The sequence below is a fragment of the Nonomuraea sp. NPDC050022 genome, assembly GCF_044460705.1.
GTDB lineage: Bacteria > Actinomycetota > Actinomycetes > Streptosporangiales > Streptosporangiaceae > Nonomuraea.
In genome coordinates, this window is record NZ_JBITKE010000008.1 from 415,919 (window position 1) to 438,715 (window position 22,797).

Genomic DNA, 22,797 nt, shown 5'->3' on the forward strand with positions numbered 1-22,797 from the left:
TGCACGATCAACCGGCTGGGAGTGGCCAGTCGATCAGGGCGTGCAGGGCCGCGGGGGCACCGGTGCACAGTGCCCAATAGCGATCGCCGTACGACCAGTGCCACCACTCCGTCGGGTAGTTGACGAAACCGGCTTCGCTCAGGACGCCACCGAGGATGCCACGGTTCGAGCGAGCCCGAGCGGAAATATTGTGCGCTGCCGTATAGCAGCCGTCATTGCTCTCCTCGGGGCTCGCGTTCACCTCTGTACCCATGTCCAGCTCCTTGCCGGATTCGGTGCACAGGGTGAGGTCGACGGCCGCGCCGCAGACGTGCGGGCCGATGTGGGGCGGGGCCAGGGAACGGCTGGCCTGCACGTAGACGTGTTCCTCCGGCCAGTCCGGGTTGGCCTCGGCGAGCCTGGCCGCATATGAGGAGAAATACCGCTCCTGCAGCGCGGGCGGCCGGTACGCCTCCACAATGAGCAGCCGCAGACCGTCGGGAAGGCCCGCTTGAGCACGCAGGAGGCGTTCGACATGCCCCCGGCGGACGTGGGCGTACGCGCCGTCGGGGTCGGCCTGGCGCTCGTCCACCAGCAGGCCCGGTACGGTTCGCAGGTCCACCAGCGGCTCGCCCCGATCCTCCACCCGGATCTCGGCGACCCGCGAGTCCGACATGAGCACGATGTCCGGCACGACGTTCTCCTTAGGGAAGGGGGCAGGTCAAGGAGAATGTTCGGTGACCGCGCTACAAATCCTCTCCAAGAACGCACTAAAGGTGCGTGCCCGGAACAACGGCAGGCCCAGCCGCTCCCACATCTCGACGGGCTGCCCATCCTCAGGTCGCCGGGCGGAGCACCTGGTCCAGGCCGAGCGGGGCGGCCGGTGGCAGGGGGTCGGCGCCTTCGGCGCGGAACGCCTGGAGCAGGAAGGCCACCAGCCGCCGGGACGCGGTCAGCGCCGCCTCGGGCGAGTCGGTCACGATGCCGCTGTTGGCCATGAGGAGGAGCGTGAGGTCGTCCTGGACGAAGTCGGCCCGCAGCCGCCCGGCCTCCTTGGCCCGCCGCGCCAGCTCGGCGAAGCCCCGCTCGGCGCATTCGCGTTCGTGCTCGAAGGCGATCGCGTCCGGGAACTTCGACAGGAACGCCGCGGTGAATCCACGGTCGACGGCCTGCATGGCGCACACCTTCTCGATGACGGTGCGGAAGCCGCGCCACGGGTCGGGGTCGGCGAGCGCGTCGTCGACGACCTTCGCGCACGCGTGGAGGTCGTCCGCGAACACCTCGACGACCAGCGACTCCTTCGTGGGAAAGCGGCGGTAGAGGGTCGCGATCCCGACGCCGGAGCGCCGGGCGATCTCGACCATCGGCACGTCCAGTCCGAGCGTGGCGAAGGTTTCGCGGGCGGCCTCGAGGATGCGGTTGCGGTTGTGCAGCGCATCGGCGCGCAACCCAGGTGCGTCAGCGCGCGGCCCAGGCGTTTCGGCCTGCGGCCCAGGCGCGCCGGCCCGCGGCCCCGGCGTTTCGGCGGGCTGCCCGGGTGCGTCGGCGGGCGCGTACGGCATCTGAGACGGCTCGGTGGACATGCCTCTCACTTTAGCCCAACCGGAGAACCCTTTCCGGTTACCGGAATACGGCACGGCGTGACGAGTCGGGCACCATAGTGCTGTGACCGAAAGTGTGGAAACCCGCGGCAGCGCGCTCGACTCCCTGATCGAGCTGGTGGCCAGGGGCGGCATGGTGGTGCTCAGCGGGGCAGGACTGTCGACCGAATCGGGAATCCCGGACTACCGGGGACCCACAGGTCGCGCCCGGAAGGCCGAGCCCATGACGTACCAGCGCTTCGTCGGCAGCGCCGAGGCGCGGCAGCGATACTGGGCGCGCAGCCACGCCGGCTGGCGGCAGATCGTCCTGGCCGCACCCAACACCGGGCATCGCGCCGTGGCCGAGCTGGAACGGCGCGGGCTGATCGAGACCATCGTCACGCAGAACGTCGACGGTCTGCACCAGGCGGCCGGAGCGCGGCGGGTGATCGAGCTGCACGGCGGGCTCGACCGGGTCGTGTGCCTGTCCTGCCGCGAGCGAACCCGCCGCACCGAACTGGAGACCCGCCTGCGATCGGCCAATCCCGGCTGGGCGGCCAGCGGGCAGATCAACCCCGACGGTGACACCGCGCTCACCGACGATCAGGTCGAAGGGTTCCAGGTGGTGGACTGCGCAGCCTGCGGCGGGCTGCTCAAGCCCGACGTGGTGTTCTTCGGCGAGAACGTACCCAGAGCCCGGGTGGATGAGTGCTTCGCGCTCGTCGCGGCGGCGCGGGCGCTCCTGGTCCTCGGGTCGTCGCTGACCGTACGGTCCGGCCTGCGATTCGTCAGCAAGGCCGCCGCGCTCGGCATCCCGATCGCCATCGTGAACCAGGGGCCGACCGGCGGAGACGCCCAAGCCGTACTCACCCTGGACGCACCCCTCGGCGCGACCCTGACTCACCTCACCACCCGCCTCTGACGCGGTCGGGTAAGAGTTGCGGGTCCTGCGGTGACGTCTAACTCATCTTTTCCGGATCTTGCCCATCGCAGACAGTTGGGAGGACATTTCACATTTTGGAGGCCTCTCAATGACTACCTCTCCTCTACGAATCCCGGTTCCCGGCGAGCGAGCGTCCAGCACGATTCACCGCTTTCGCGATGAGCACGGGCCAGTGATCCCCATCGAGCTCCCGGGCAAGGTCAAAGCGTGGGCCGTGACCTCGTACGACATGGTGAACGAGGTCCTCGCCAACGACGACACGCTCTTCAGCAAGAACGCCCGCAACTGCCCCGCGCTGCACGACGGCACCATCCCTCCTGACTGGCCGCTGCGGCAGGTCATCGAGGGCGATCACCTGCTGACCAAGGACGGAGCGGACCACCGGCGGCTGCGGGGCCTCATCAACCGGGCCTTCACCCCGGCACGCGTGCAGGGTCTCGCCGCCCGTGTCCAGGAGATGACGGACGAACTCCTCGACCGGCTGCCCGACGACGGCGAGGTGGTGGATCTCGTCCGCCATTTCACCGAGCCGTTGCCGGTCAATGTGATCTGCGAGCTGTTCGGCGTGCCCGAGGAGGAGCGCTACCAGATCCGCGAGTGGACGAATGTGCTCCTGTCCCACACCGCCACCCCGGAGGAAGCCGGCACGGCCGGGGCCGGCCTGCTCGGTTACCTGGCCAAGTTCATCGACCGCAAGCGCGGCGACATGGGGGACGATCTCACCTCCGGGCTCATCCGGGCGCAGGAGGACGACGGGGACCGGCTGACCGACGACGAGATGGTGGGGATCCTGTGGCTGGTGCTGATCGCCGGCCACGAGACCACCGTGCACCTGCTCGCCAACACGGTCATCGCCTTGTGCGCGGACCGGGACCAGCTCACCCTGGCGGGCACGCGGGACGCCTGGGCGCAGGTGGTCGAGGAGGGGTTACGCACCCGGAACTCGGTGATCAACGTGATGTTCCGCTACCCGCTGAAGGACGTGCGCCTCGGCGAGGTGACGATCCCGGCCGGGGAGCCGATCATGGTCGGGATCGGCGGCACGGGGACGGATCCGGCCAGGTTCGGCGGGGACGCCGGGCGGTTCGACATCGCGCGCGGCCAGGAGACGCATCTGGCGTTCGGCCGCGGGCCGCACTTCTGCCTGGGCGCGCCGCTGGCCAGGCTTGAGGCCCGCATCGCGCTGTCCTCGCTGTTCGGCAGGTTCCCCGAGCTGCGTCTGGCGGTCGGGGAGGATCAGATCGTCTACAGCCCGTCGTTCATCACCGAAGGACCGGTGGTGCTGCCGGTGCTGCTCGGGCCCGCCAAGGACGGAAATCGCCGGTAGGGCCTATTCGATGACGAGGGTCACCGGGATGTTGCCGCGGGTGGCGTTGGAGTACGGGCACACCTGATGCGTGGCCTCCACCAGGGCGCGGCCGGTCTCACCCTGCAGGTGGTCGGGGAGCTCGACGCGGAGCGCGACCTCCAGGGTGAAGCCGCCGTCGCCGTTGGGGGCCAGGCCCACTTCGGCGGTGACCGACGCCTGCTCGGCCTCCACCTTCATGCGCTTGGCCACCAGGGCGAGGGCGCTGGCGAAGCAGGCGGCGTAGCCGGCGGCGAAGAGCTGCTCGGGGTTGGTGCCGGCGCCGGCCCCGCCCAGCTCCTTCGGCGGGGAGAGCGTGACGTCCAGGCGCCCGTCCGAGGAGACGGCGCGGCCCTCGCGGCCCGTCGCGGTGGCAATGGCGGTGTAAAGGGTGCCCATGATCGCTCCTAATCGATTGCGTGCAACTTGATTGTGCACAATTTAATTGCCTGCCGTCAACCCCGGGTATGCTGGGGTCATGAACGCGTTGCTGCTGGAGAACCAGGTGTGCTTCGCCGTGCACGCCGCGTCCCGCGCGCTCGACGGCTTCTACCGGCGCGAGCTGGCGGAGCTGGGGCTGACCTATCCGCAATATCTGGTGATGCTGGTGCTGTGGGAGCGGGAGCCGGTGACGGTCAAGGAGCTGGGAGTGGCGTTGCGGCTCGACTCCGGCACCCTGTCACCGCTGCTCAAGCGGATGGAGGCGGCCGGGCTCGTCCAGCGGGAGCGCAATGCCGGCGACGAGCGTTCCGTGATGGTGCGGCTGACCGGCGCGGGCGCGGAGCTACGGCAGTCGGCCCTGCGGGTGCCCGAGCACGTGCTCGGCGCCACCGGGCTGCGGATGAGCGAGCTGGCCGACCTGCAGCGTACGCTCGGCCGAATGACCCAATCCCTGACCGAAGCCACCTGAGATAGCCTCTCCGGACGAATCATCGAACAGTCCCGAGCACCACCGGCTGGTCTGTATGAAGAATGCGGAACGCCCGCATCACCGGAGGTCGCCTTGGGGAGTACGTACACGCTCGACGTCAGGAAGACCGCGACCCTCACCGTCGGCCTGCTCATGGGAGTCTGGGTCGTCGACTACATCGACCGGGTGATGATGGCGGTCGCGCTGCCGTTCATCGGGGCGGAGTTCGCCCTCACCAAGACCGAGCAGGGCGCGCTGATCACCGTGTTCGCCCTGGTCTACCTGCTGTGCCAGATCCCCGGCGGGCTGCTGGCCGACCGGGTCGGGGCGCGCAGGCTGCTCGTCGTCTCGCTCGCGCTGTGGTCGGCGTTCACCGCGCTGACCGGTCTGGCGTGGGGGCTGGGCGCGTTGCTGGTGATCCGGGCGCTGTTCGGCGTGGGGCAGGGGATCTTCCCCGGCGCGTCCTTCAAGGCGCTGTCCGAGCGGACCACGCCCGCCCGGCGGGCCACGGCGGCGGGCACGATGCTGGCCGCCACCCAGCTGGGCGCGGGCCTGGCGCCGCTGGTCGTGGCGCCGCTGCTGCTGGCGTTCGGTTGGCGGCCCACGTTCTGGGTGACGGCGGCCGCGGGCGTGGCGATCGGGCTGCTGCTGTGGGCGCTGCTCCCCCCGCCCCTGCCCGCCGAACTGAACGGCTCCGGCGACCTGTCGCGCCCCGCTCCCCCGCCCGCCTCCGTGCTGCGGGCACCGGCGGTGTGGAAGTTCGCGGCGCTGTTCTGCGCGACCAACATGCTCGGGTACGGGATGATCACCTGGGTGCCCAGCTACCTGCTGGAGGCGCGCGGGGTCTCGCTGCTGAACACCGGCCTGTACGCGGCCATCCCCGGCCTGGTGATGACCGCGACGATCATCCTCGGCGGCTGGCTGTTCGACCGCTACTTCCACGACCGGGGCCGGCTCTTCGTCATCCCCCTGCTGCTCTGCACCGCCGTGCTGCTGGCGCTGATGCTGCGCGCGCAGACCGCGGCCGGGTTCACGCTGTTCCAGACGCTGGCCATGGCGGTGGCCGGGCTGTCGATGATGGGCATCCTCGGTATGCCGGTACGCGCGCTGCCCCCCGCGGTGATCGGCTCGGGAATGGGGGTGGTCAACGTCGGCGGGCAGGTGGCGGGCGTCCTGGCGCCGGTGCTGATGGGCTGGCTGGTCGACCATTACTCCTATACCGCCGCGTTCGGGCTGCTGATCGGCACCACGGTGCTGGGCGCGCTGATCGCGATGGTCGTACCGCAGCGGGCCGACCAGTTCGACCTGGAGCCCGCGTGACGGGAACGTTCCACCTTGCGGGCCGCATGACCAAGGCACGGACACGAAGACGCCCCGCCGCGCCTGTCCAGGCGGGGCGGGGCGTCCGCGCGGGCTACTTGATCTTGTAGGCCCTGGTGATGGTCTCGGCGAAGCCGTTGCCGCCGGTGTCGACGGCCTTGACCCGCAGCGAGGCGAACTTGCCGCGCGCGCTGATCGGGTGCCAGGTCTCGGCGGCCCAGGTACCCTGGGCCGCCGGGTGCACCAGCGTCGGCAGCCAGGTGCGGCCGTCGTCGTAGGAGATCTCCACGGTGAGCGTACGCAACTTCAGATCGGGCGAGCCGTTCTGACGCTGGACGCGCAGCGGGATGCGCGCGAGCCCGGCCGGGGCCCGGTTGCGATCGTCCAGCTCCGGATTGATCTTGAGGGTCAGCAGCGGCAACACCTGCCGCTTGCCCGGCTGAGGGGTCTTCGACCTGAATTTCCACTCGGCGCTGACCTGCGTGGACACCTGGGTCTGGGCCGGTACGCGGTCGGCCGTCATGGTCAGCCGGTACTCGCTCTCCTTCGTCTCCGCGGGCGCGTCGACCGTGCCGGGAAGGTAGTCGGCGGCGTAGATCTCCTTGCCGTCCCGGTAGAGCCGGGCCTGCGGAGCGGTGTACTCGCCGTAGGAGATGCGATCGGCCGTGCCGTCCTCGAACAGGCCCGCCGCGAACTGCAGTGTGTTCTCCTGTCGCCAGGTGTAGTCGCCGCCGGGGTTGAGCGCGGCGGCGAAGACACCGGTGTTCCACCGGTCGTCGGTCTTCTTACCGGCGCGGTAGACGGTGGTCTTCCCGAAGAAGAACTGGTCGGTGTCGTTCCAACCGTCCGGCGGCGTCCGGTACTGGATGAAGGAGGGATACCAGCCGGTGTCGCCGGGCGTGTAGTACTCGGTCCGGTGGAACGGGAGCGAGAACCGGGAGACCTGGCCGTACGGCGTCCAGGCCAGCTCCGTCCCGTACAGCACGGGCAGGGCGAAGTGCTCGCCGAACTTGACGTCGTTCTGCGTGGCATAGGTGGAATCGACCTCGGCGAGGTCGCGGCGGCGCGGGCGGTAGCCGGGGTCGGCGGGGATCCGCGGCTCGGCCTTCATCAGGTGGTAGAAGTACGGGCTGTCGTCGTAGCCGCCGTCGCCCTTCGGCTTGGCCCACTGGGTCCAGCGGTAGTATGCGAACTTCTTGCTCACCGTACGCGTCGTCGGGATGGCCTTGATGCCCTCGACGCGGTCCGCGCCCCACATGCCGGCCAGATCGACGTCCACGCCGAGGGGCTGGCCGTCGATGAGCTGCAGCATGCCGAGCATGCCGACGGCCAGCCGCGCGGTCGGCTCCTCCGTACGCACGTCCACCGGCTTGGCCTTGCGGGCGTCGGCGGCGACCGTACGGTCGGCGTCAAGGGTGAACTCCGGATCGGAGGACATCACCAGAGTGCCGTCGTGGTCGAACATGAGGCCGACGACGGTGTAGCGGTGGCCCCTGTCCAGCCGGAGGTCCAGCGTGCCGCCGGAGATGTCGTAGTTGCGCTGCTCCTCGGTGTCGAGGTCGATCACCCCGGCGAAGGCGTTCTGGACGGGTTGCCCGTCCGTGCCGGTGTAGCGCAGCTTGAGCGCGCGCTTCTCCGGCGCGACCCGCATGCCGATGCCGGTGCGTACGGAGACGTCGGCGTTCGCGGCGATGACCGTGCCGCTGAACAGGCCGGTCGGGCCCGCCGTGGCGGTCACCTTGACCTGGGCGGTGCCGTGCGCGGGCACCTCCACTGTCGTGGCGCCGAGCTTGAACGGCGTCACCACCGCGCCCTTTTCGTCCTTGGCGAGCACGCTCAGGTTCAGCCGGACGGCGGCGTCGCCGTCGTTGCGGTAGGTGAGCGTCTTCTCCTTGGGCGCGGGGCTGGGCAGCTCGATGTCGCCCATGCTCAGCGCGGCGGGCTCGGCGGTGACCTGCTGGGTGACGGCGCGGGCGACGTCGACGCGGCCGGAGCCCTGGACGTAGGCGCCCAGCTCGTCGCCGGGCGCGGTGGAGGCCATCAGCGCGGCCTTGATCTGGGCGGCCTTCCAGTCGGGGTGCTGCCCGGCGACGATCGCGGCCGCTCCGGCCACGTGCGGCGTCGCCATGGACGTACCACTCAGTGCCGTGTAGGAGTCGTCGACCGGGGAGCCGGCGGAGGTGCCCTCGGCCCGCGCGGCGACGATGTCCACGCCCGGCGCGATCAGGTCGGGCTTCACCGCGCCGTCGAACGCGCGCGGGCCCGTGCTGCTGAACTGCGCCACCGTGTCGTCGTCGCGGTAGGAGGCGCCGACCGACAGCGCGCTGTCAGCGGTGCTCGGCGAGCCGACCGTCTGCGGGCCGTCGTTGCCCGAGGCGATGACGAACAGCGTGCCGTACTTGTCCGACAGGCTGTTGACGGCCTGCTCCACCGGGTCGTCGCCGGGAGTGTCGGCCTCTCCGAGGCTGAGGTTGGCGACACGGGCGCCGTTCTCGGCCGCCCAGGTCATGGCCTGGATGATCGCCGAGTCCGGGCAGTCTCCGCTCTGCACGCAGACCTTGCCGATCAGCAGCTTGGCGCCGGGGGCGACGCCCTTGTACCGGCCGTCCGAGGCGGCGCCGGATCCGGCGATCGTGGAGGCGACGTGGGTGCCGTGGCCGTTGAGGTCGCGGACGTCGGGCTCGGAGGTGAAGTTCTCCGACTTGGCCACCAGCCCCTGGAGGTCGGGATGGCCGGGGTCGTAACCGGTGTCGATCACCGCGACCTTGACGTCCTTGCCGGTCTGACCGGCCGCCCACGCCTTGGGCGCGCCGATGTGCGGGACGCTGACGTCGAGGGACAGCTTGGCCTTGCCGTCCAGCCAGACCTTCGCGGGCGCGGCCGCCGCCCTGGCCTGCTGCCCGGTCAGGGACTTCCAGAGCGTGCCGGCCGCGGCGTGGGGCTCGCTCTGGGCGATCCCGTTGATCGCGGGCAGCGGGCGCCCGCCCGCGACGCGCAGCGTGGCGGCGGCGGTCTGGTCCGGGTACGTCACGATGAGCGGCAGCGCCGAGCTGGTGGCGTCGTCGTAGCCGAGGGCGGCGAGCCGGGTGACGTTGAACAGCCGGGGGTCCAGCCGGCCCGCGGCCAGCAGCGGCAGCGCATCGACGGGGACGATGCTGAGCCCGTCCTTGGACCGGCGGTGAATGAAGTTGATCTTTTCCCGGCCGGGGCCGGACTGGACGTCCAGCTGGGTCTGCTTGTCGGGGAAGGTACGGAGGACGACCTTGTCCCCGGTGAGGAGGGTGATGGTCTTGGGCGGCCCGGCCTTCGCGGCGGACTGGGCCGCGGTCGGGGTGGCCGAAGGAGCGGGGTTCGGGGTGGCCGACGGAGCGGGCGTCGGTGCGGCCTGGGCCGGAGCGGCGGCCGCTATCAGGGCCGTGATCACGACACCCAGGAGCGCGGTTCTCTGAAGCACCTCCGCTTTCTAATTCTTTGTGACTTTTGATGACAAGGTGATTTAAGTGGCCTATTGCGGCAACTGCCGGAAGTGGCCAAGATCATGAGCATGCTTGAGGACAGCCGGGCGCTGGAGGTCGTGGGGATCAGCGCGTTCGATGAGCGGATCTACCGTGGGGTGCTGGCCTGCCCCGGCATCACGGTGCAGGAGCTGGTCATGCGGAGCGGGGAGGGCGCGGGACGCATCCAGGCGTCGCTGAGCAGGCTCCGCGCCAAGGGCCTGGTCAGCCGTCTGTGGGGGCGCTCGCCTCGGTGGACGGTGACGAACCCGGGGACCGCGATCCGTTCGCTGGTGCGCGGCCTGCAGAGCGAGCTGGATCAGCTCACCGACACGGCCGACGAACTGGAGGCGGCCTTCCGTACCGTCGGCCAGGATCCGGAGGAGGGCGGGCAGTTCGAGGTCCTCGCGGGTCCCGAGGAGCAGGCCCGCTGGTACGTCCGGCTGCAGCAGGAGGCCAAGGAGGAGGTCCTGACCTTCGACTGCCCGCCCTACGTGCTGGACTATCACAACCCGCTGCAGACCGACCTGCTGCGCAGCGGCGTCCGCTACCGGACCATCTACGTGCCGGAGGCGTTCGACCACGCGGGAGCGCTCGACGAGGTGGGCAGCCTGATCAAGGCGGGCGAGGAGGCGCGGGTCCTGCCCCGGCTGCCGTTCAAGATGGCGATCGTCGACCGGTGGCGGGCGGTCATGCCGATGCACATGGACCCGCCGCTGACCCGCGGCGTGCTGATCAGCGGCTCCACGATGGTGGTGGCCCTGGTGGAGCTCTTCGAGCGCCTGTGGCGGGAGGCGCTGCCGGTACGCCCCGAGCTGTGGCAGGACGCACCGGCGACGCAGAAGCCCGCCGACGCGGCGGACCTCGCCGGTGGGGAGCGGGTCGAGGCGGAGCCCTTAGACGGGGGGCCGGAGGCGACGGAGCTCGGCACCGAGGATCGGCGTCTCCTGGCGCTGCTCGCGGCCGGGCTCAAGGACGACGCCATCGCCCGCCAGCTCGGCACCAGCCCGCGCAGCCTGCGCCGCCGCCTGCGTCACCTCCTGGACCAGCTGAACGCCGAGACCCGCTTCCAGGCCGGCGCCCAGGCCAGCCGCCGCGACCTCGTGTGACCCGCGCCCGAAGGTCAGACCTGTTCGACGGCGCGGACCCTGCCGCTCGACCGGTCCCGGAACCACGCGTAGCAGCTCACCACGATCCCGGCCACAGTGACTGCGGCGCCGACGAGATACAGCGACCGCAGCCCGAACCCGCCGTCGATGACCCGGCCGCCGAGCCAGGCGGCGAAGGCCGCGGCCAACTGGTAGGCGGACGCGTTCACCGCCATGGCCAGGGTCGGCGCCGCGGACGCGGTGGTCAGCACCCGGGTCTGCATGCCGGGAATGACGGAGAAGCCCAGCGCGCCGATCACGAAGACCAGCACCGCGGTGATCGCCGTACCGCCGCTGACCGCCCACATCAGCACCAGCGTCGCCGCGAGCACGGCGAGCAGACTGAGCTGTGAGGACATCAGCGCCCGGTCGGACAGCCAGCCGCCGGCGAAGTTGCCCACCGCGGCGCCGACGCCGTACACGAGCAGCAGCACGGCGATCGCGTCGGCGGCGAATCCGGTGACGCCGGTGAGCAGCGGCGCGAAATAGGTGAACACGATGAGCAGCCCCGCGTTGCCGACCGCCGTGACCGCGATGGCGCGCCGCACCTCACCGCCGCGCAATACCCGGAGCTCGGCCAGCGCGGAGGTGCCGGGCGTGGCGTTCCGGACATCCGGTACGAAGCGCAGCACCAGCAGCAACCCGAGCACGCAGCACACGGCGATGGTGACGAAGGTGGATCGCCACCCGAAGCCGTTGCCGATGAACGTGCCGATGGGCGCGCCGAGGATCATCGACAGGTTCATCCCGAAAACGAGCTTGGACACGGTGGACGCCTGCTTGTCCGGCGGGGCGGTCGACGCCGCGATGACGATCGCGTTGGCGAAGAACGTGGAGGTCACCAGCGCGGTGATGATCCGGGCCGCGAAGAGCACGGCGTATGTGGGCGCGAGCGCCGAGGCGAGGTTCCCGGCGATCACCACCGCGAGGAGGACGAGGATGAGCGGTCTGCGGTCGAAGCGCGCGGTGAGCGCCGTCAGCGCCGGGCCGCCGATGATCATTCCGATGGCGTAGGCCGTCACCAGCAGTCCGGCCGCCGGTATCGACACGGCCAGGTCATCGGCGATGTCCGGCAAGATCCCCGCGATCACGAACTCGCCGGTCGTGATGCCGAACACGCACAGCATGAGGGAGAGGACGGGCATGCGGTTCACCTCTAATAGTTGACTTATCAGTACAAAAAATGGGCAGCGTGATACGTGGGCCGTCGGCCGCGGGGCTTAAAGGGCCGCGAGCGCCCCTTCCACGACGTCCAGCAGGGCGTTCCTGTCGTCGGTCACCTTCGCGAGCGTGCGCAGCCCGTAGTACGCGCTCTGGAATGTCCGAGCCACCTGGAGCGGCGGCCGGTCGGCGGACAGTTCGCCCGTGCGCTGGCCGACCGCCACCAGGTGGCAGAGCTCCTGTTCCAGGTCGGTGAACTGCCGGCGTACCAGCGCCGCGACGTCACCGGTGCGCCCGCTCGGCTCGGTGGCGGCGTTCAGGGCCAGGCAGCCACGCCGGCCGGGGTCGGCCAGGTCGGCGTCGATGACGCCCAGCATCATCTCCCGCAGCCGCTCCCGCACCGATCCGGGTTCGGCCAGCATCGCCAGTTGGGCGGCGCCCTTGGTCTGCGCGTATCGGCGGACCGCCTCCTCGTACAGGCGGTGCTTGCTGCCGAACGCGTTGTACAGGCTGCCGCGGCCGAGCCCGGTGCGCGCGCACAGGTCCTGGGTGGTGGCCGCCTCGTAGCCCTTCTCCCAGAACACCTCCATCGCGGCGTCCACTACTGCATGGTCGTTGAACTCCCGGGGTCTGCCCATGAGCTGAAGCTAGCGGCTTCTGTACAGATCAGTCAAGAATGTGTGTGAGCCGCCGCCGAACTGGCGACTGTGGCCGCCGGGAAGGACGAGCCGCGCGGTCGCACCGGCGGGGACCTGGAGGCCGACGTCCCATTGGTCCCCCGTGCGCGCCCACTCGACCGTGGCGAGGCCGCGGACGGTGCCATGGGAGATGCGGCCCCAGGTGACGCGGTCATCGACGACCGGGCGGATGTCGAAGGACGCCCAGCCGGGACTGGTCGCCCGCAGCCCACCGACACGCTGCTGGATCCAGCCCGCGGGTCACCGGTCCGGTTTTCGACCCTGACCAGTACCTCGGCCGGGTCGCAGTCTGGGGCGACGGCGGTCAGGCGAATGGCGCCGGGTGCGGTCGGCTTCACCACGGCGAGTGCGCGGCCCTGGTAGGTGTGGTGCTCGGTCGCGTCGAACCGTTCCTTGTTCGACGGGTCGGCGCTGCCGAAGCCGAGCAGCGTCCCGTCGCCGGAGACCTCCACGCGTACGGGCCGGTCGGCCGCGGTGTGCACTGTCCCGGCCGCATCGACCAAGGTGACGGTGATGTAGGCGAGGTCGCCGACGTCAGCCGTGATGCCCGGTTGTAGTCCTTGGCCACCATCGCCTCGATATCGCGTTCCCACCATTCGGGGAAATCGAGGCTGTAGTCGAACGGGCTCTTACCCCAGGTCCACATGTCGAACGCCTCGTCCACCACCAGCATGCCGAGACGGTCGCAGGCGTCGAGCATCGCGATGCTCATCGGATGGTGGGACATGCGGATCGCGTTGAAACCCGCGTCCTTGAGCAGCCGCACGCGGCGCTCCTCGGCTTGGGCGAACGTGGCGGCGCCCAGCGGTCCGTTGTCGTGGTGCACGCAGGCGCCGCGCAGCTTGACCGTCTCGCCGTTGATCCGCAACCCGTGCTCGGGGTCCAAGCGCAAGGACCGGATGCCGAAGGCGACCTCCACGGCGTCGACGTCCGACGTGCCCGAGTCCGGCACCACGCCCGACGCGCCCGAGTCCGGCACCACGCCCGTTATGAAGAACCGCGAGTATCCGTACGGGCGCTGCCCGGCGTAGTTTCCGTTGACGAACACGGTGGCGTCCCGGTAGACGCCCTCGAACTCCAGGATGATCCGCTTGCCCCGGTGCTCCTCGGGAGCGGAGAACATCTTGCGGTACTCGTACGCGCCCCCGGGGAAATAAGCGGTCGCCACGCCGTCCGCGGTGGCCTCACGGTCACGGGCGATCATCGCGTCGTGCGCCTGGTGTTGTCGTAGCCGGCCACGGAGACGTCGCCCGGGGCGGACAGGCCGGCCTCGTGCAGCGCGGCCAGGACGCCTAGAGCCGCCTCGTCGGAACCGGCGAAGATCGCGGTGGGGCGCGGAGAGCGGCTCAGCAACTCGCGGGCGCCGCGATGGCCGCCTTCCTCGGAGTAGGAGGTCGCGGCGACGGCGATCTCGTCGGCGAACCCCTGATCACGCATCACGCGCTCGTAGGTCTCGGCTCTGATGCGCGGCATCTGGCCGGCCGAGGACTACTTCTCCACCGGGCTGCCCAAGGCCCCCGGAAGCGTCCACGAGCCGCGCTCGCCGGGTGTCCCCGGGAAGGGCGCGGTGATCAACCCGAGGGGCGACCATCCTGAGCAGGCGCTCGCGTTCGTGAAGTGGCTGACCGAGCCCGCGCAGCAGGCGGTGTTCGCCAAGGTCGCTCGCATCCTGCCCAGCAACCCGGCACTCCTCGCCGGCGAGGACATCCCCGACCAACTCGCGGGCTTCGCCGCCGGGGTGAAGGGCATGCAGGTCATGTCGACGACCTTCAAGCCTGACGTGATCACCGCGATCAAGGCGGAGTCCCAGCGCCTGGTGCTGGGCGAGGCGATGGTGGACGACGTACTCGCCAAGGTCCAGGCGGCGCAGGACCGCACGTCATGACGACGTCGCGACTCGCGGTTCCCGTGGGGCGGCGAAGGCCGCCGCGCTGCCCGTCGTGGCGGCGGTGTTCGTCTGGTTTCACTGGGGGGTTCGGCTTCCTGCTCTTCCTCGCGGGGCTGCAGGACGTGCCGAAGGAACTGTACGAGGCCGCCGACCTCGACGGCGCGAACCGCTGGTCGAAGTTCCGGTACATCACCTGGCCACAGCTGGCACCGGTCACGTCGATCGTGAGTCTTCTGACCCTGCTCGCCGCGCTCCAGATCTTCGGGACCGTGCAGGTGCTGACCAACGGCGGACCGGGCCAGCACACGATGGTGCCGACCCTCGCGATCTACAACGAGGCGTTCGTCAACTGGCGTTACGGCAGCGCCGCGGCCATGTCGGTCATCTTCGGCGGCGCCCTCGTACTGCTGTCCGTGATCCAGCTCGCGATCACCAGACGGAGGTCCCGCGTATGAGCGGCCGGACGACAGGAAGTGCCGACGAGATGTCCATCGCTTCAGAACCTCGTCGGAGGATACGCCTCGACAAGGTCGGCCTGTACGGACTGCTGGGCGTCGCCGCACTGATCGCGCTGTTCCCCCTGCTGTGGATGCTGTCCGGATCACTGCAGAGCCTCACGGAGCTGCTGTCGAACGACAGCTTCCTGCCCGCCGACCCGCAGTGGGGCAACTACGTGACCGCGTGGGTCCAGGGCGAGCTCGGCGTCTACCTGCGCAACAGCGTGATCTACACGGGCTCCGCCGTCCTCGGCATCCTGCTGGTGTCCAGCCTCGCCGGGTACGCGCTCGCGCGACTCGACTTCGCGGGCAAGGGCGTGTTCACGGGGCTGGGGGCGTGGAACGAGTACCTCATGGCGCTCGTCCTGTTCGACGACAACTCCCTCATGCCCGTCCAGCGCGGTCTGACCGCCTTCACCTCCGCCGAGACGCCACAGCAGCTGATCCTCCTGGCCGCCCGACCATCTCGATCGTGCCGGTGGTGATCTTCTATCTGCTGGCGCAGCGTCACATCGTGAAGGGCATCGGCGCGGGCGCGATCAAGTAGGCCGCGTCAGCTCCTCCGTCGGTGGGCTTCAAGCCTTGCGGCGGGAGCGGGCCAGAACCAGCCCACCGAGGACCATGGCGATCGGGCCGACCACCAGATCCACGTAGCCCCCGACTATTCCGTAGCCGGTGCCGGGACCACCGTCGGCGGCGGCCACAACCAGTCCGCCGATGACCGTGCAGACCAGCCCCGCAGGCAGGGCGACGATGGCCCCCCTTCTCCCGTTTCCGGTGCCGATACGACCGGCGGAGCGGGCCAGAGCCAGCCCGCCGATGACGACGCCGGCCAGCCCCAGCAGCGCGGCCACCGCGGACCAGAGACGCCCGGCGGTCAAGGTGTAAGCATCGACGGGCTGGACCAAAACGGGCGCGGCCGCGGCGGCTAGCGAGTTACGGAGGGACATGAAGATCCTTTCTGATGTATGACGGGGGTCGGCAGGCGCGGTGATGCCGTTCAATCGGGCGTGCCGGAAATGAAAGCCGAGTCGATGCCGCCATCGGTCAACAGTTGTCGCAGCGCGCGCTGCATGGTCTCGGAGTCGTTGAGGTGCGGGAACGGCTCGCCGGCGGGAGCGTCGACGCCCAGGAACCGGCAGAGCGGCTCCCAGCCCTCGCGGACGTCGAACACCAGGAGGCGATCCGCGGGCAGACTCTTCTGGACATCGGCCACGTGACGGTGGAACGCCGCTACCGCGATCTCCTCGTCGGGCATGCCCCGCTGGAAATCCCAGGTGTCGCCGAAAGTGGACTCTCCGATGAGATCGAGAACCGGGCGGAGCCTCTCCATCGTCCTGAGTACCGCGGCCCCCGCTTCAGGAAGATCCGGCGGCACGTCCCGGCGGGTGGCGATCAGAGTCTGCATGCTGAGATACCAGCGATGCGGATCGCGGACGGTCAGGACGACCTTCGCGTCCGGGTAGGCCTCCGCCTGCTCGCGCCAGAAGAAGCTCGCCGGCCAGTCCTGGGTGGATGGATAGCCGTCGAGCACGCTGTCCCAGTCCAGCGGCAGGCCGGAGGCGGCGGGCAGCCACCGGTCGACGTGCTCGGGATTGCTCCCGATTTCGGCCATGTGGTAGCAAGGACCGAATCCCAGCCTTTCCAGCGCGGCCTTCATCGATCTGGTTCCGGTACGCGGGAATCCCGCGCCGATCACGTGTAACACGTCAGCCTCCTGCTGTAGCGGCCGCGGCGTTCACCTTTCGGCAGACGTTGACCGCGGCCTTGGCGTAGGTGTCGGACTGGTAAGGCAGGGTGTGCCGATCCCGTGCGTACAGGCGAACAGAACCGGCTGGGCGATGATCGAGGTGTGTACGGTCGTCAGGGTCTCGATCGCGGGCTTGTATTCGCTGGAGTCAGTCGCTCAGCTCGGGTTGGCGGGAGCGGGTCAGAGCCAGCCCGCCGAGGACCGCACCGACCAGCCCCAGCACCAGGGCCACGGCCGCCCCGAATACTCCGTTGCCGGTGCCGAGACCGCCGTCGGCGACAGCCAGCTTCACCGCGCCGTTGAGCCCGCCGGTCAGCCCCACCACCAGGGCCACGCTGGCTCCCCTCCTCCCGCCGTTGCCGGTACGACGGGCGGAGCGCAGCGCCAGGCAGCCGATGACCACGCCGCCCAGCGCCACCAGTGCGGCCACACTGGCCCAGATTCGCGCGGGGGTTCCGATGAAAGTATCCACACCTTGGGCCGCGCATTCTGCCTGCGTCGTACAAACTGGCGAGGTCGCCTGTGCGGCAAGCACCAGCAGGACGGACATTGAGCTTCCTTTCGGTCGGATGACGGACGCCCGCAGCGTGTCCAGCGCGGTGGATCGCCGGTGCCGGTGACGAAAGCGAGCGTCTGGGAAGGTTCGCGGAATCGATCATCGCGCCGTCGAGGCGGCCGCGGCCTCCGGCAGCGGATGGCGGCCACTACGCAGTTCCGCGTAGCCGACTCGTGCCTCGGTACGCCCGTCGTCGTAGGCGGCCGCGCCTCTGAGCGGAGTCTTCTCACGCGCGGGAACCGTAGGATCACGGCATGGAACATCGCGCCGTGTCGTTGCGCCTGCCGGTGCCGGCGCAGGATGTGTTGCTCGCGCTGTTCATCACCGTGATGCAGGTTCAGGGGACGATAGTCCGCAACACCGGCGAGGTGGTGCAGCGCCCCCTTACCGACCTCGGAAACCTGGGATATGTCCTGCTGGTCGCCAGTGGTGTGGTCGTCGTCGTCCGCCGCCGGTGGCCGGTGCCGGTCTTCGTCACCGCCGCGGTCGCTAGCTTGGTGTACTACACCCTTGGCTTCCCCGACGGGCCCGGCTGGCTCGGGCTCTTCGTCGCCCTGTACACCGTCGCCGCCTACGGGGACGGGCGCCGGTCGCTGGTGATCGCCGGCGTGGGCACCTCGGTGCTCGCCATCGCCTGGCTGGTCGCCGCGGCCGACATCGAGCCACGCGCCGCCATCGGCTGGGTGTACTTCCGGATCGGCGCGGCGGTCATGAGCGCGGCCCTCGGCGAGTCCGTCCGGTCCCGGCAGGTCATCGCGGCCGAAGCTCAGGAGCGCGCCGAGCTGGCCGAACGGACTCGCGAGGAGGAGGCGCGGGCGCGGGTGGACGCCGAACGGCTCCGGATCGCGCGCGAGGTCCACGACACCGTCGCGCACGCCATAGCGATCATCAACGTCCAGTCCGGTGTCACCGCGCACGTGCTCGACAAGAGGCCGGAAGTGGCGCGCGAGGCGCTGCGAGCGATCGAGCAGACGAGTTCCCGGGCGCTGCGGGAGATGCGGGCCATCCTCGGCGTACTCCGTGACGACGACGGTGACGACAACGACGGGCGCGTGCCGTACCCCGGGCTGGGGCAGATCGACGAACTGGCCGCCAAGGCCCGCGCGGCCGGACTCGACATCGAGCTCGAGGAGACCTCGTCCGCGGCGCCGTTGCCGAGTGCGGTGGGCAGTGTCGCCTATCGGATCCTTCAGGAATCGATCACCAACGTGATCCGCCACGTCGGCCCGACCCGGGTGACGGTCGCGCTGAACCCCGGGCTGGAGGTCTTGGAGATCCGCGTGACCGACGAGGGCCGCCGTGCCACCTCAGGTGATGAGCCCACGGCTGCGCACCCACCGGCGCGGCAGCTGACCGGCACCGCCGGCTCGGCCCCCGCCCAGCCGGCGCCCGGCCGCGGGATCCTCGGCATGCGCGAGCGCTGTCAACTGCTGGGCGGAGAACTCGACGCCAGGCCGCTTCCGGGCGGCGGGTTCGAAGTCAAGGCACGACTGCCCCTCGCGCCGACCGGGTCGCGCCTGTGAACGCGGCGGCCGGCTCACCGTTGACCGACGCTCCGATCAAGGTGCTCGTCGCCGACGACGAGGGTCTCGTGCGTTCCGGGTTCAAGGTCCTGCTCGACCTCGAGGACGACATCACGGTGGTGGGAGAGGCCACCAACGGCGCGGAAGCCGTCGAGCGGGCCGGCGCCACCCGCCCCGACGTCGTGCTCATGGACATCCGCATGCCGAAGGTGGACGGGATTCAGGCCACCGCCCGGATCGCCCAGACGCGCGGATTGGAGCAGGTCCGGGTCCTCATTCTCACCACCTACGACACCGACGAGTACGTCTTCGACGCCTTGCAGGCCGGTGCCAGCGGCTTCCTGCTCAAAGACGCCGGACCGGCCGAGCTCCTGCATGCCATCCGGGTGGTCGCCGCCGGGGACGCGTTGCTCGCGCCGCGGATCACCCGACGCCTCATCGGCCAGTTCACCGCGCGCCGAACAGCCGCGCAGGCCGCGGAGGACCGGCTCGCGGTGCTGACCGGGCGCGAGCGCGAAGTGCTGGCCCTGGTGGGGCAGGGCCTGAGCAACAGCGAGATCGGTACCGAGTTGTTTCTCAGCCCGGCCACCGCGCGCACCCATGTCAGCCACGCCATGGCGAAGCTGGGTGCGCGCGACCGTGCGCAACTGGTCGTCATCGCTTACCAGACAGGACTGGTCAGCCCCGCGATGTAGGACACGGCCAGGCCGCGTTCGCGCGGCGGCTGGGACATCGTCATGCCACGCCGCCAAGGGATGAACGTTTCATCACCTGCCCCGCTGTGGCAGCGGGACCGCACGCCGTCAGGCCAGATCGGGCCGCTCCGGGGAGCGGCGGAACCGTGATGGAGGGGGCGGACCCTTGACGGATCTTGTCACGTCATATTTGCTCCGCCACACCACACCATCTCAGTCGGTGTACGTGGAAGGAGCTCTGGGTCCCGATGGACTGTTAGCGCTCACAATGGCAAACGGGAGCGACGCACTCCCCCTTTTCGCACGTTCTGGCAGATGAGGAGTCCTTCCGGCTCACCCTCGGCTGCCGTATCCGTACTCCGAGAACTCGTTCACGAGGTTAAGGATCCAGTATGTTAGCGCGAACACTACCGATCGACGCTCCCTGCTCGCTGACAGTGGCGAGGCGTTGAGCATGCGTACATGGAGACGATGGTGGACCGTCGCGCTCACGGCCGTCGCCTTGGTGGTAGCGGGAGTAGCGACACAGGCGGGGGTCGCCGGCGCGGAGTCCAACGGCGGGGTGCGGGTCATGCCGTTGGGCGACTCGATCACCGAGGGCACGCAGGTGCCGGGCGGGTACCGGATCGGGCTGTGGCAGCGCCTGGCCGCCGGCCGCTACACGGTCGACTTCGTCGGCTCGCAGTTCAATGGGCCGGGCAGCCTGGGTGACCACGATCACGAGGGTCATCCCGGGTGGCGGATCGACCAGATCGACGCGAACATCACCGGCTGGCTGCGTACGTACACACCGCGCACGCTGCTGCTGCACATCGGCACCAACGACGTCCTGCAGAACTACAACCTGGCCGGTGCCCCGCAGCGACTGTCCACGCTGATCGACCACATCACCACAGCCGTGCCGGACGCCGATGTCCTCGTCGCGACCATCATCCCGCTGTCCAACTCCGGTCAGGAGTCCGCCGCCCGGACCTTCAACGCGGCGATCCCCGGCATCGTCCAGAGCAAGGTGAACAGCGGCAAGCACGTCCACCTGGTCGACATGCACAGCAAGTTGACCACCTCCGACCTGATCGACGGCATCCACCCCACCGCCGGCGGATACGACAAGATGGCCGCCGCCTGGTACAGCGCGCTGCAGTCGGTATCCGGCAGCATCGGCCAACCCGGGGGCGGCAACCCCACGCCAGGTGCGGGGGCGATCAGAGGCGTGGGTTCGGGCCGATGCCTGGATGTCTCCGCCGCCTCGCAGGCGAACGGCGCGGCGGTGCAGATCTGGGACTGCAACGGTCAGTCCAACCAGAGCTGGACGCCGACCAGCGCGGGCGAGTTGCGGGTTTACGGCAACAAGTGCCTGGACGTGTACAACCGCAGCAGCGCCGACGGCGCCCAGGTGGTGATCTGGGACTGCAACGGACAGAGCAACCAGCAGTGGCGCTTCAACTCCGACGGCACCATCACGGCGGTCGGCGCGAACAAATGCCTGGACGTGCCGAACTACTCCACCGCCAACGGCGTCAAGCTGCAGATCTGGTCCTGCGGCGGCGCCGCCAACCAGCGCTGGAGCCGTTCCGACCCATGACATCTCTCTCCGGGGCCGGCCGTCCGCCTGCGCGCCGTCACAGCTCCCGCGACCGTCACGAGAGCGCCCGCGAAGAGCGAGGGCAGACCGAGATCTTCTTGACACCCAGTAGGCAGGGATGAGATGCGCAGAATTCTTGGCCTGGTAACGGCGGCGGCACTCCTGGCCGGCTCCATCGTCGCGATCGGCGGTGCGGCATCGCCCGCCGCCGCGCTGGACAACGGTCTGGCCCGTACACCCCCGATGGGCTGGAACGACTGGAACAGCTTCGGCTGCAACGTCAACGACGGCCTGATCCGCCAGTCGGCCGACACCATGGTCTCCAGCGGCATGGCGGCGGCGGGCTACACCTACGTCAACATCGACGACTGCTGGTCCACCAAGAGCCGCAATTCCAGCGGCGACCTGGTGCCGGATCCGCAGAAGTTCCCCAACGGCATCAAGGCCCTGGCCGACTACGTCCACTCGAAAGGACTCAAGCTCGGCATCTACTCCTCGGCCGGAACCACGACGTGCGCGGGGTACCCGGCCAGCCTGGGCAACGAGCGGCGGGACGCGGCCCTGTGGGCGTCCTGGGGGATCGACTACCTGAAGTACGACAACTGCGGTGACCACAAGGGCATGAACGGACAGCAGCGGTACACGGCCATGCGCGACGCACTGGCCGCCACCGGCCGTCCGATCGTGTACAGCCTGTGCAACTGGGGGCAGGAGAGCGTGTGGACCTGGGGGATGCCGGTGGGCAACTCCTGGCGCGACACCGGTGACATCGGGGCGAACTGGAACTCGATCATGGGCATCCTGGACCAGCAGGTCGGGCTCGAAGCCTACTCGGGCCCGGGCGGGTGGAACGACCCCGACATGCTGGAGGTGGGCGTCGGCGGGGTGACGGGGACCGAGGGCCGCGCGCACTTCAGTCTGTGGTCGCTGCTGAACGCGCCGCTCCTCGCCGGAAACGACATCCGCACGATGAGCGCCGACACGCGCACGATCCTCACCAACACCGAGGTCATCGCGGTCGACCAGGACTGGGGCGGCAGGCAGGGCCACAAGATCAGCGACAACGGGAACCTGGAGGTCTGGCGCAAACCGATGTCGAACAGCTCGGTCGCGGTCGTGCTGCTCAACCGGGGCACCTCGACCTCGACCGTCTCCACCACCGCCTCCGCCTTGGGGCTCGGGACCGCGTCCTCCTACTCGGTACGCGACCTGTGGGCGCACACGACGTCCACTTCGTCCGGGGCGATCAGCGCGTCGGTCCCCGGGCATGGGGCGGCCATGTACGTCGTGACCGGAGGAGGCATCGTCACGCCGCCCGCGGGCGCGATCAAGGGGGTGGGCTCGGGCCGATGCCTGGACGTCGTCGACGCCTCGCAGGCCAACGGCGCGCAGGCGCAGATCTGGGACTGCGGCGGCCAGGCCAGTCAGCAGTGGGCGCCGACCGCGAGCGGTGAGCTGCGGGTCTACGGCGGCAAGTGCCTGGACGTTTACAACAGGGGAACCGCCAATGGCACCAATGTCATCATCTGGGAGTGCAACGGCCAGGACAATCAGCAATGGCGCTTCAACTCCGACGGCACCATCACGGCGGTCGGCGCGAACAAATGCCTGGACGTGCCGAACAACGCCACCGCCAACGGCACCAAGCTGACCATCTGGACGTGCAACGGCGGCTCCAACCAACGCTGGACCCGCACCTGACCTGGCTCGCCGTGCGCCGGCCGACCG

Annotated in this window: 23 protein-coding genes and 2 pseudogenes; 12 read left to right on the plus strand and 13 right to left on the minus strand. The window is 69.6% G+C overall.

Features of this window, described 5'->3' with window-relative positions; all coding sequences use genetic code 11:
• Positions 1–7: 7 nt before the first annotated feature.
• Positions 8–673: a M15 family metallopeptidase gene (locus tag ACIBO2_RS34285; RefSeq protein ID WP_358551836.1), complete on the minus strand. Its 666-nt coding sequence runs from the start codon at positions 671–673 to the stop codon at positions 8–10.
• Positions 674–815: 142 nt separating this feature from the next.
• Positions 816–1,562 carry a TetR/AcrR family transcriptional regulator gene (locus tag ACIBO2_RS34290; RefSeq protein ID WP_397302270.1) on the minus strand — a complete coding sequence of 249 codons (747 nt, stop codon included), beginning with the start codon at positions 1,560–1,562 and terminating at the stop codon, positions 816–818.
• 82 nt (positions 1,563–1,644) lie between these two features.
• Between ACIBO2_RS34290 and ACIBO2_RS34295 the strand changes: the two genes are divergently transcribed.
• Both ACIBO2_RS34295 and ACIBO2_RS34300 read left to right on the plus strand, forming a co-directional pair.
• Entirely contained in the window at positions 1,645–2,481 is an 837-nt protein-coding gene (locus ACIBO2_RS34295; RefSeq protein ID WP_397302272.1) for an NAD-dependent protein deacetylase, read from the plus strand.
• Positions 2,482–2,590: 109 nt separating this feature from the next.
• On the plus strand, positions 2,591–3,829 hold the full coding sequence (locus ACIBO2_RS34300; RefSeq protein ID WP_397302275.1) for a cytochrome P450: 1,239 nt from the start codon (positions 2,591–2,593) through the stop codon (positions 3,827–3,829).
• 3 nt (positions 3,830–3,832) lie between these two features.
• Here ACIBO2_RS34300 and ACIBO2_RS34305 read toward each other — a convergent pair whose 3' ends face one another.
• Complete coding sequence (locus ACIBO2_RS34305) at positions 3,833–4,246, minus strand: organic hydroperoxide resistance protein (protein WP_358184384.1); 414 nt, start codon at positions 4,244–4,246, stop codon at positions 3,833–3,835.
• Positions 4,247–4,325: 79 nt separating this feature from the next.
• Here ACIBO2_RS34305 and ACIBO2_RS34310 point away from each other — a divergent pair, with 79 nt between their 5' ends.
• Both ACIBO2_RS34310 and ACIBO2_RS34315 read left to right on the plus strand, forming a co-directional pair.
• A complete protein-coding gene (locus tag ACIBO2_RS34310) occupies positions 4,326–4,757 on the plus strand; it encodes a MarR family transcriptional regulator (RefSeq protein ID WP_358551844.1) in 432 nt (143 codons plus the stop codon).
• A 93-nt stretch (positions 4,758–4,850) separates the two neighbouring features.
• Positions 4,851–6,077 (plus strand): MFS transporter, encoded by a 1,227-nt coding sequence (locus ACIBO2_RS34315; RefSeq protein WP_358551846.1) that lies wholly within the window; start codon positions 4,851–4,853, stop codon positions 6,075–6,077.
• Between the two features lie 94 nt (positions 6,078–6,171).
• Here ACIBO2_RS34315 and ACIBO2_RS34320 read toward each other — a convergent pair whose 3' ends face one another.
• Entirely contained in the window at positions 6,172–9,531 is a 3,360-nt protein-coding gene (locus tag ACIBO2_RS34320) for a S8 family serine peptidase (RefSeq protein ID WP_397302279.1), read from the minus strand.
• A gap of 90 nt (positions 9,532–9,621) precedes the next feature.
• On the opposite strand from ACIBO2_RS34320, the gene ACIBO2_RS34325 reads away from it, so the two are divergent.
• A complete protein-coding gene (locus ACIBO2_RS34325) occupies positions 9,622–10,680 on the plus strand; it encodes a TrmB family transcriptional regulator (protein WP_397302282.1) in 1,059 nt (352 codons plus the stop codon).
• Positions 10,681–10,694: 14 nt separating this feature from the next.
• Here the strand turns inward: ACIBO2_RS34325 and ACIBO2_RS34330 are convergent, their stop codons facing one another.
• From ACIBO2_RS34330 to ACIBO2_RS34355, 6 genes and pseudogenes are all read right to left on the minus strand, one after another.
• Positions 10,695–11,864: an MFS transporter gene (locus ACIBO2_RS34330; RefSeq protein WP_397302285.1), complete on the minus strand. Its 1,170-nt coding sequence runs from the start codon at positions 11,862–11,864 to the stop codon at positions 10,695–10,697.
• A 75-nt stretch (positions 11,865–11,939) separates the two neighbouring features.
• Entirely contained in the window at positions 11,940–12,518 is a 579-nt protein-coding gene (locus ACIBO2_RS34335; protein WP_358551854.1) for a TetR/AcrR family transcriptional regulator, read from the minus strand.
• Positions 12,519–12,527: 9 nt separating this feature from the next.
• On the minus strand, positions 12,528–12,806 hold the full coding sequence (locus ACIBO2_RS34340; RefSeq protein WP_397302563.1) for an alpha-L-rhamnosidase C-terminal domain-containing protein: 279 nt from the start codon (positions 12,804–12,806) through the stop codon (positions 12,528–12,530).
• Positions 12,807–12,907: 101 nt separating this feature from the next.
• A pseudogene (locus tag ACIBO2_RS34345) lies at positions 12,908–13,174 on the minus strand (hypothetical protein); the annotation flags it as partial.
• 68 nt (positions 13,175–13,242) lie between these two features.
• Positions 13,243–13,782 (minus strand): annotated as a pseudogene (locus tag ACIBO2_RS34350) (glycoside hydrolase family 2 TIM barrel-domain containing protein); the annotation flags it as partial.
• Entirely contained in the window at positions 13,779–14,051 is a 273-nt protein-coding gene (locus tag ACIBO2_RS34355; protein WP_397302287.1) for a substrate-binding domain-containing protein, read from the minus strand. The pseudogene ACIBO2_RS34350 and the gene ACIBO2_RS34355, both read right to left, overlap by 4 nt.
• Between ACIBO2_RS34355 and ACIBO2_RS34360 the strand changes: the two genes are divergently transcribed.
• The 3 genes from ACIBO2_RS34360 to ACIBO2_RS34370 are packed head-to-tail and all read left to right on the plus strand — an operon-like array spanning position 14,041 to position 15,448.
• On the plus strand, positions 14,041–14,463 hold the full coding sequence (locus tag ACIBO2_RS34360; RefSeq protein WP_397302289.1) for a hypothetical protein: 423 nt from the start codon (positions 14,041–14,043) through the stop codon (positions 14,461–14,463). The genes ACIBO2_RS34355 and ACIBO2_RS34360 overlap by 11 nt on opposite strands.
• On the plus strand, positions 14,460–14,921 hold the full coding sequence (locus ACIBO2_RS34365; protein WP_358551860.1) for a sugar ABC transporter permease: 462 nt from the start codon (positions 14,460–14,462) through the stop codon (positions 14,919–14,921). Before ACIBO2_RS34360 ends, ACIBO2_RS34365 begins: the two co-directional genes overlap by 4 nt.
• Before the next feature lie 29 nt (positions 14,922–14,950).
• Positions 14,951–15,448: a hypothetical protein gene (locus ACIBO2_RS34370; protein ID WP_397302293.1), complete on the plus strand. Its 498-nt coding sequence runs from the start codon at positions 14,951–14,953 to the stop codon at positions 15,446–15,448.
• Positions 15,449–15,538: 90 nt separating this feature from the next.
• Here ACIBO2_RS34370 and ACIBO2_RS34375 read toward each other — a convergent pair whose 3' ends face one another.
• The 3 genes from ACIBO2_RS34375 to ACIBO2_RS34385 all read right to left on the minus strand — a co-directional run bounded on the left by ACIBO2_RS34375 (position 15,539) and on the right by ACIBO2_RS34385 (position 17,263).
• Positions 15,539–15,913 carry a DUF6223 family protein gene (locus ACIBO2_RS34375; protein WP_358551864.1) on the minus strand — a complete coding sequence of 125 codons (375 nt, stop codon included), beginning with the start codon at positions 15,911–15,913 and terminating at the stop codon, positions 15,539–15,541.
• 50 nt (positions 15,914–15,963) lie between these two features.
• Positions 15,964–16,623, minus strand: a complete 660-nt coding sequence (locus ACIBO2_RS34380) for a sulfotransferase family protein (RefSeq protein WP_397302296.1) — start codon at positions 16,621–16,623, stop codon at positions 15,964–15,966.
• 238 nt (positions 16,624–16,861) lie between these two features.
• Positions 16,862–17,263, minus strand: coding sequence for a DUF6223 family protein (locus tag ACIBO2_RS34385; RefSeq protein ID WP_397302299.1), 402 nt, complete (start codon positions 17,261–17,263; stop codon positions 16,862–16,864).
• A gap of 260 nt (positions 17,264–17,523) precedes the next feature.
• Between ACIBO2_RS34385 and ACIBO2_RS34390 the strand changes: the two genes are divergently transcribed.
• From ACIBO2_RS34390 to ACIBO2_RS34405, 4 genes are all read left to right on the plus strand, one after another.
• Positions 17,524–18,792, plus strand: a complete 1,269-nt coding sequence (locus ACIBO2_RS34390) for a sensor histidine kinase (protein ID WP_358551870.1) — start codon at positions 17,524–17,526, stop codon at positions 18,790–18,792.
• Positions 18,789–19,487 carry a response regulator transcription factor gene (locus ACIBO2_RS34395; protein ID WP_358551872.1) on the plus strand — a complete coding sequence of 233 codons (699 nt, stop codon included), beginning with the start codon at positions 18,789–18,791 and terminating at the stop codon, positions 19,485–19,487. Before ACIBO2_RS34390 ends, ACIBO2_RS34395 begins: the two co-directional genes overlap by 4 nt.
• Before the next feature lie 454 nt (positions 19,488–19,941).
• Positions 19,942–21,069 carry a lectin gene (locus tag ACIBO2_RS34400; protein WP_358551874.1) on the plus strand — a complete coding sequence of 376 codons (1,128 nt, stop codon included), beginning with the start codon at positions 19,942–19,944 and terminating at the stop codon, positions 21,067–21,069.
• 123 nt (positions 21,070–21,192) lie between these two features.
• Positions 21,193–22,770, plus strand: coding sequence for a ricin-type beta-trefoil lectin domain protein (locus tag ACIBO2_RS34405; protein WP_358551876.1), 1,578 nt, complete (start codon positions 21,193–21,195; stop codon positions 22,768–22,770).
• Positions 22,771–22,797: the final 27 nt, after the last annotated feature.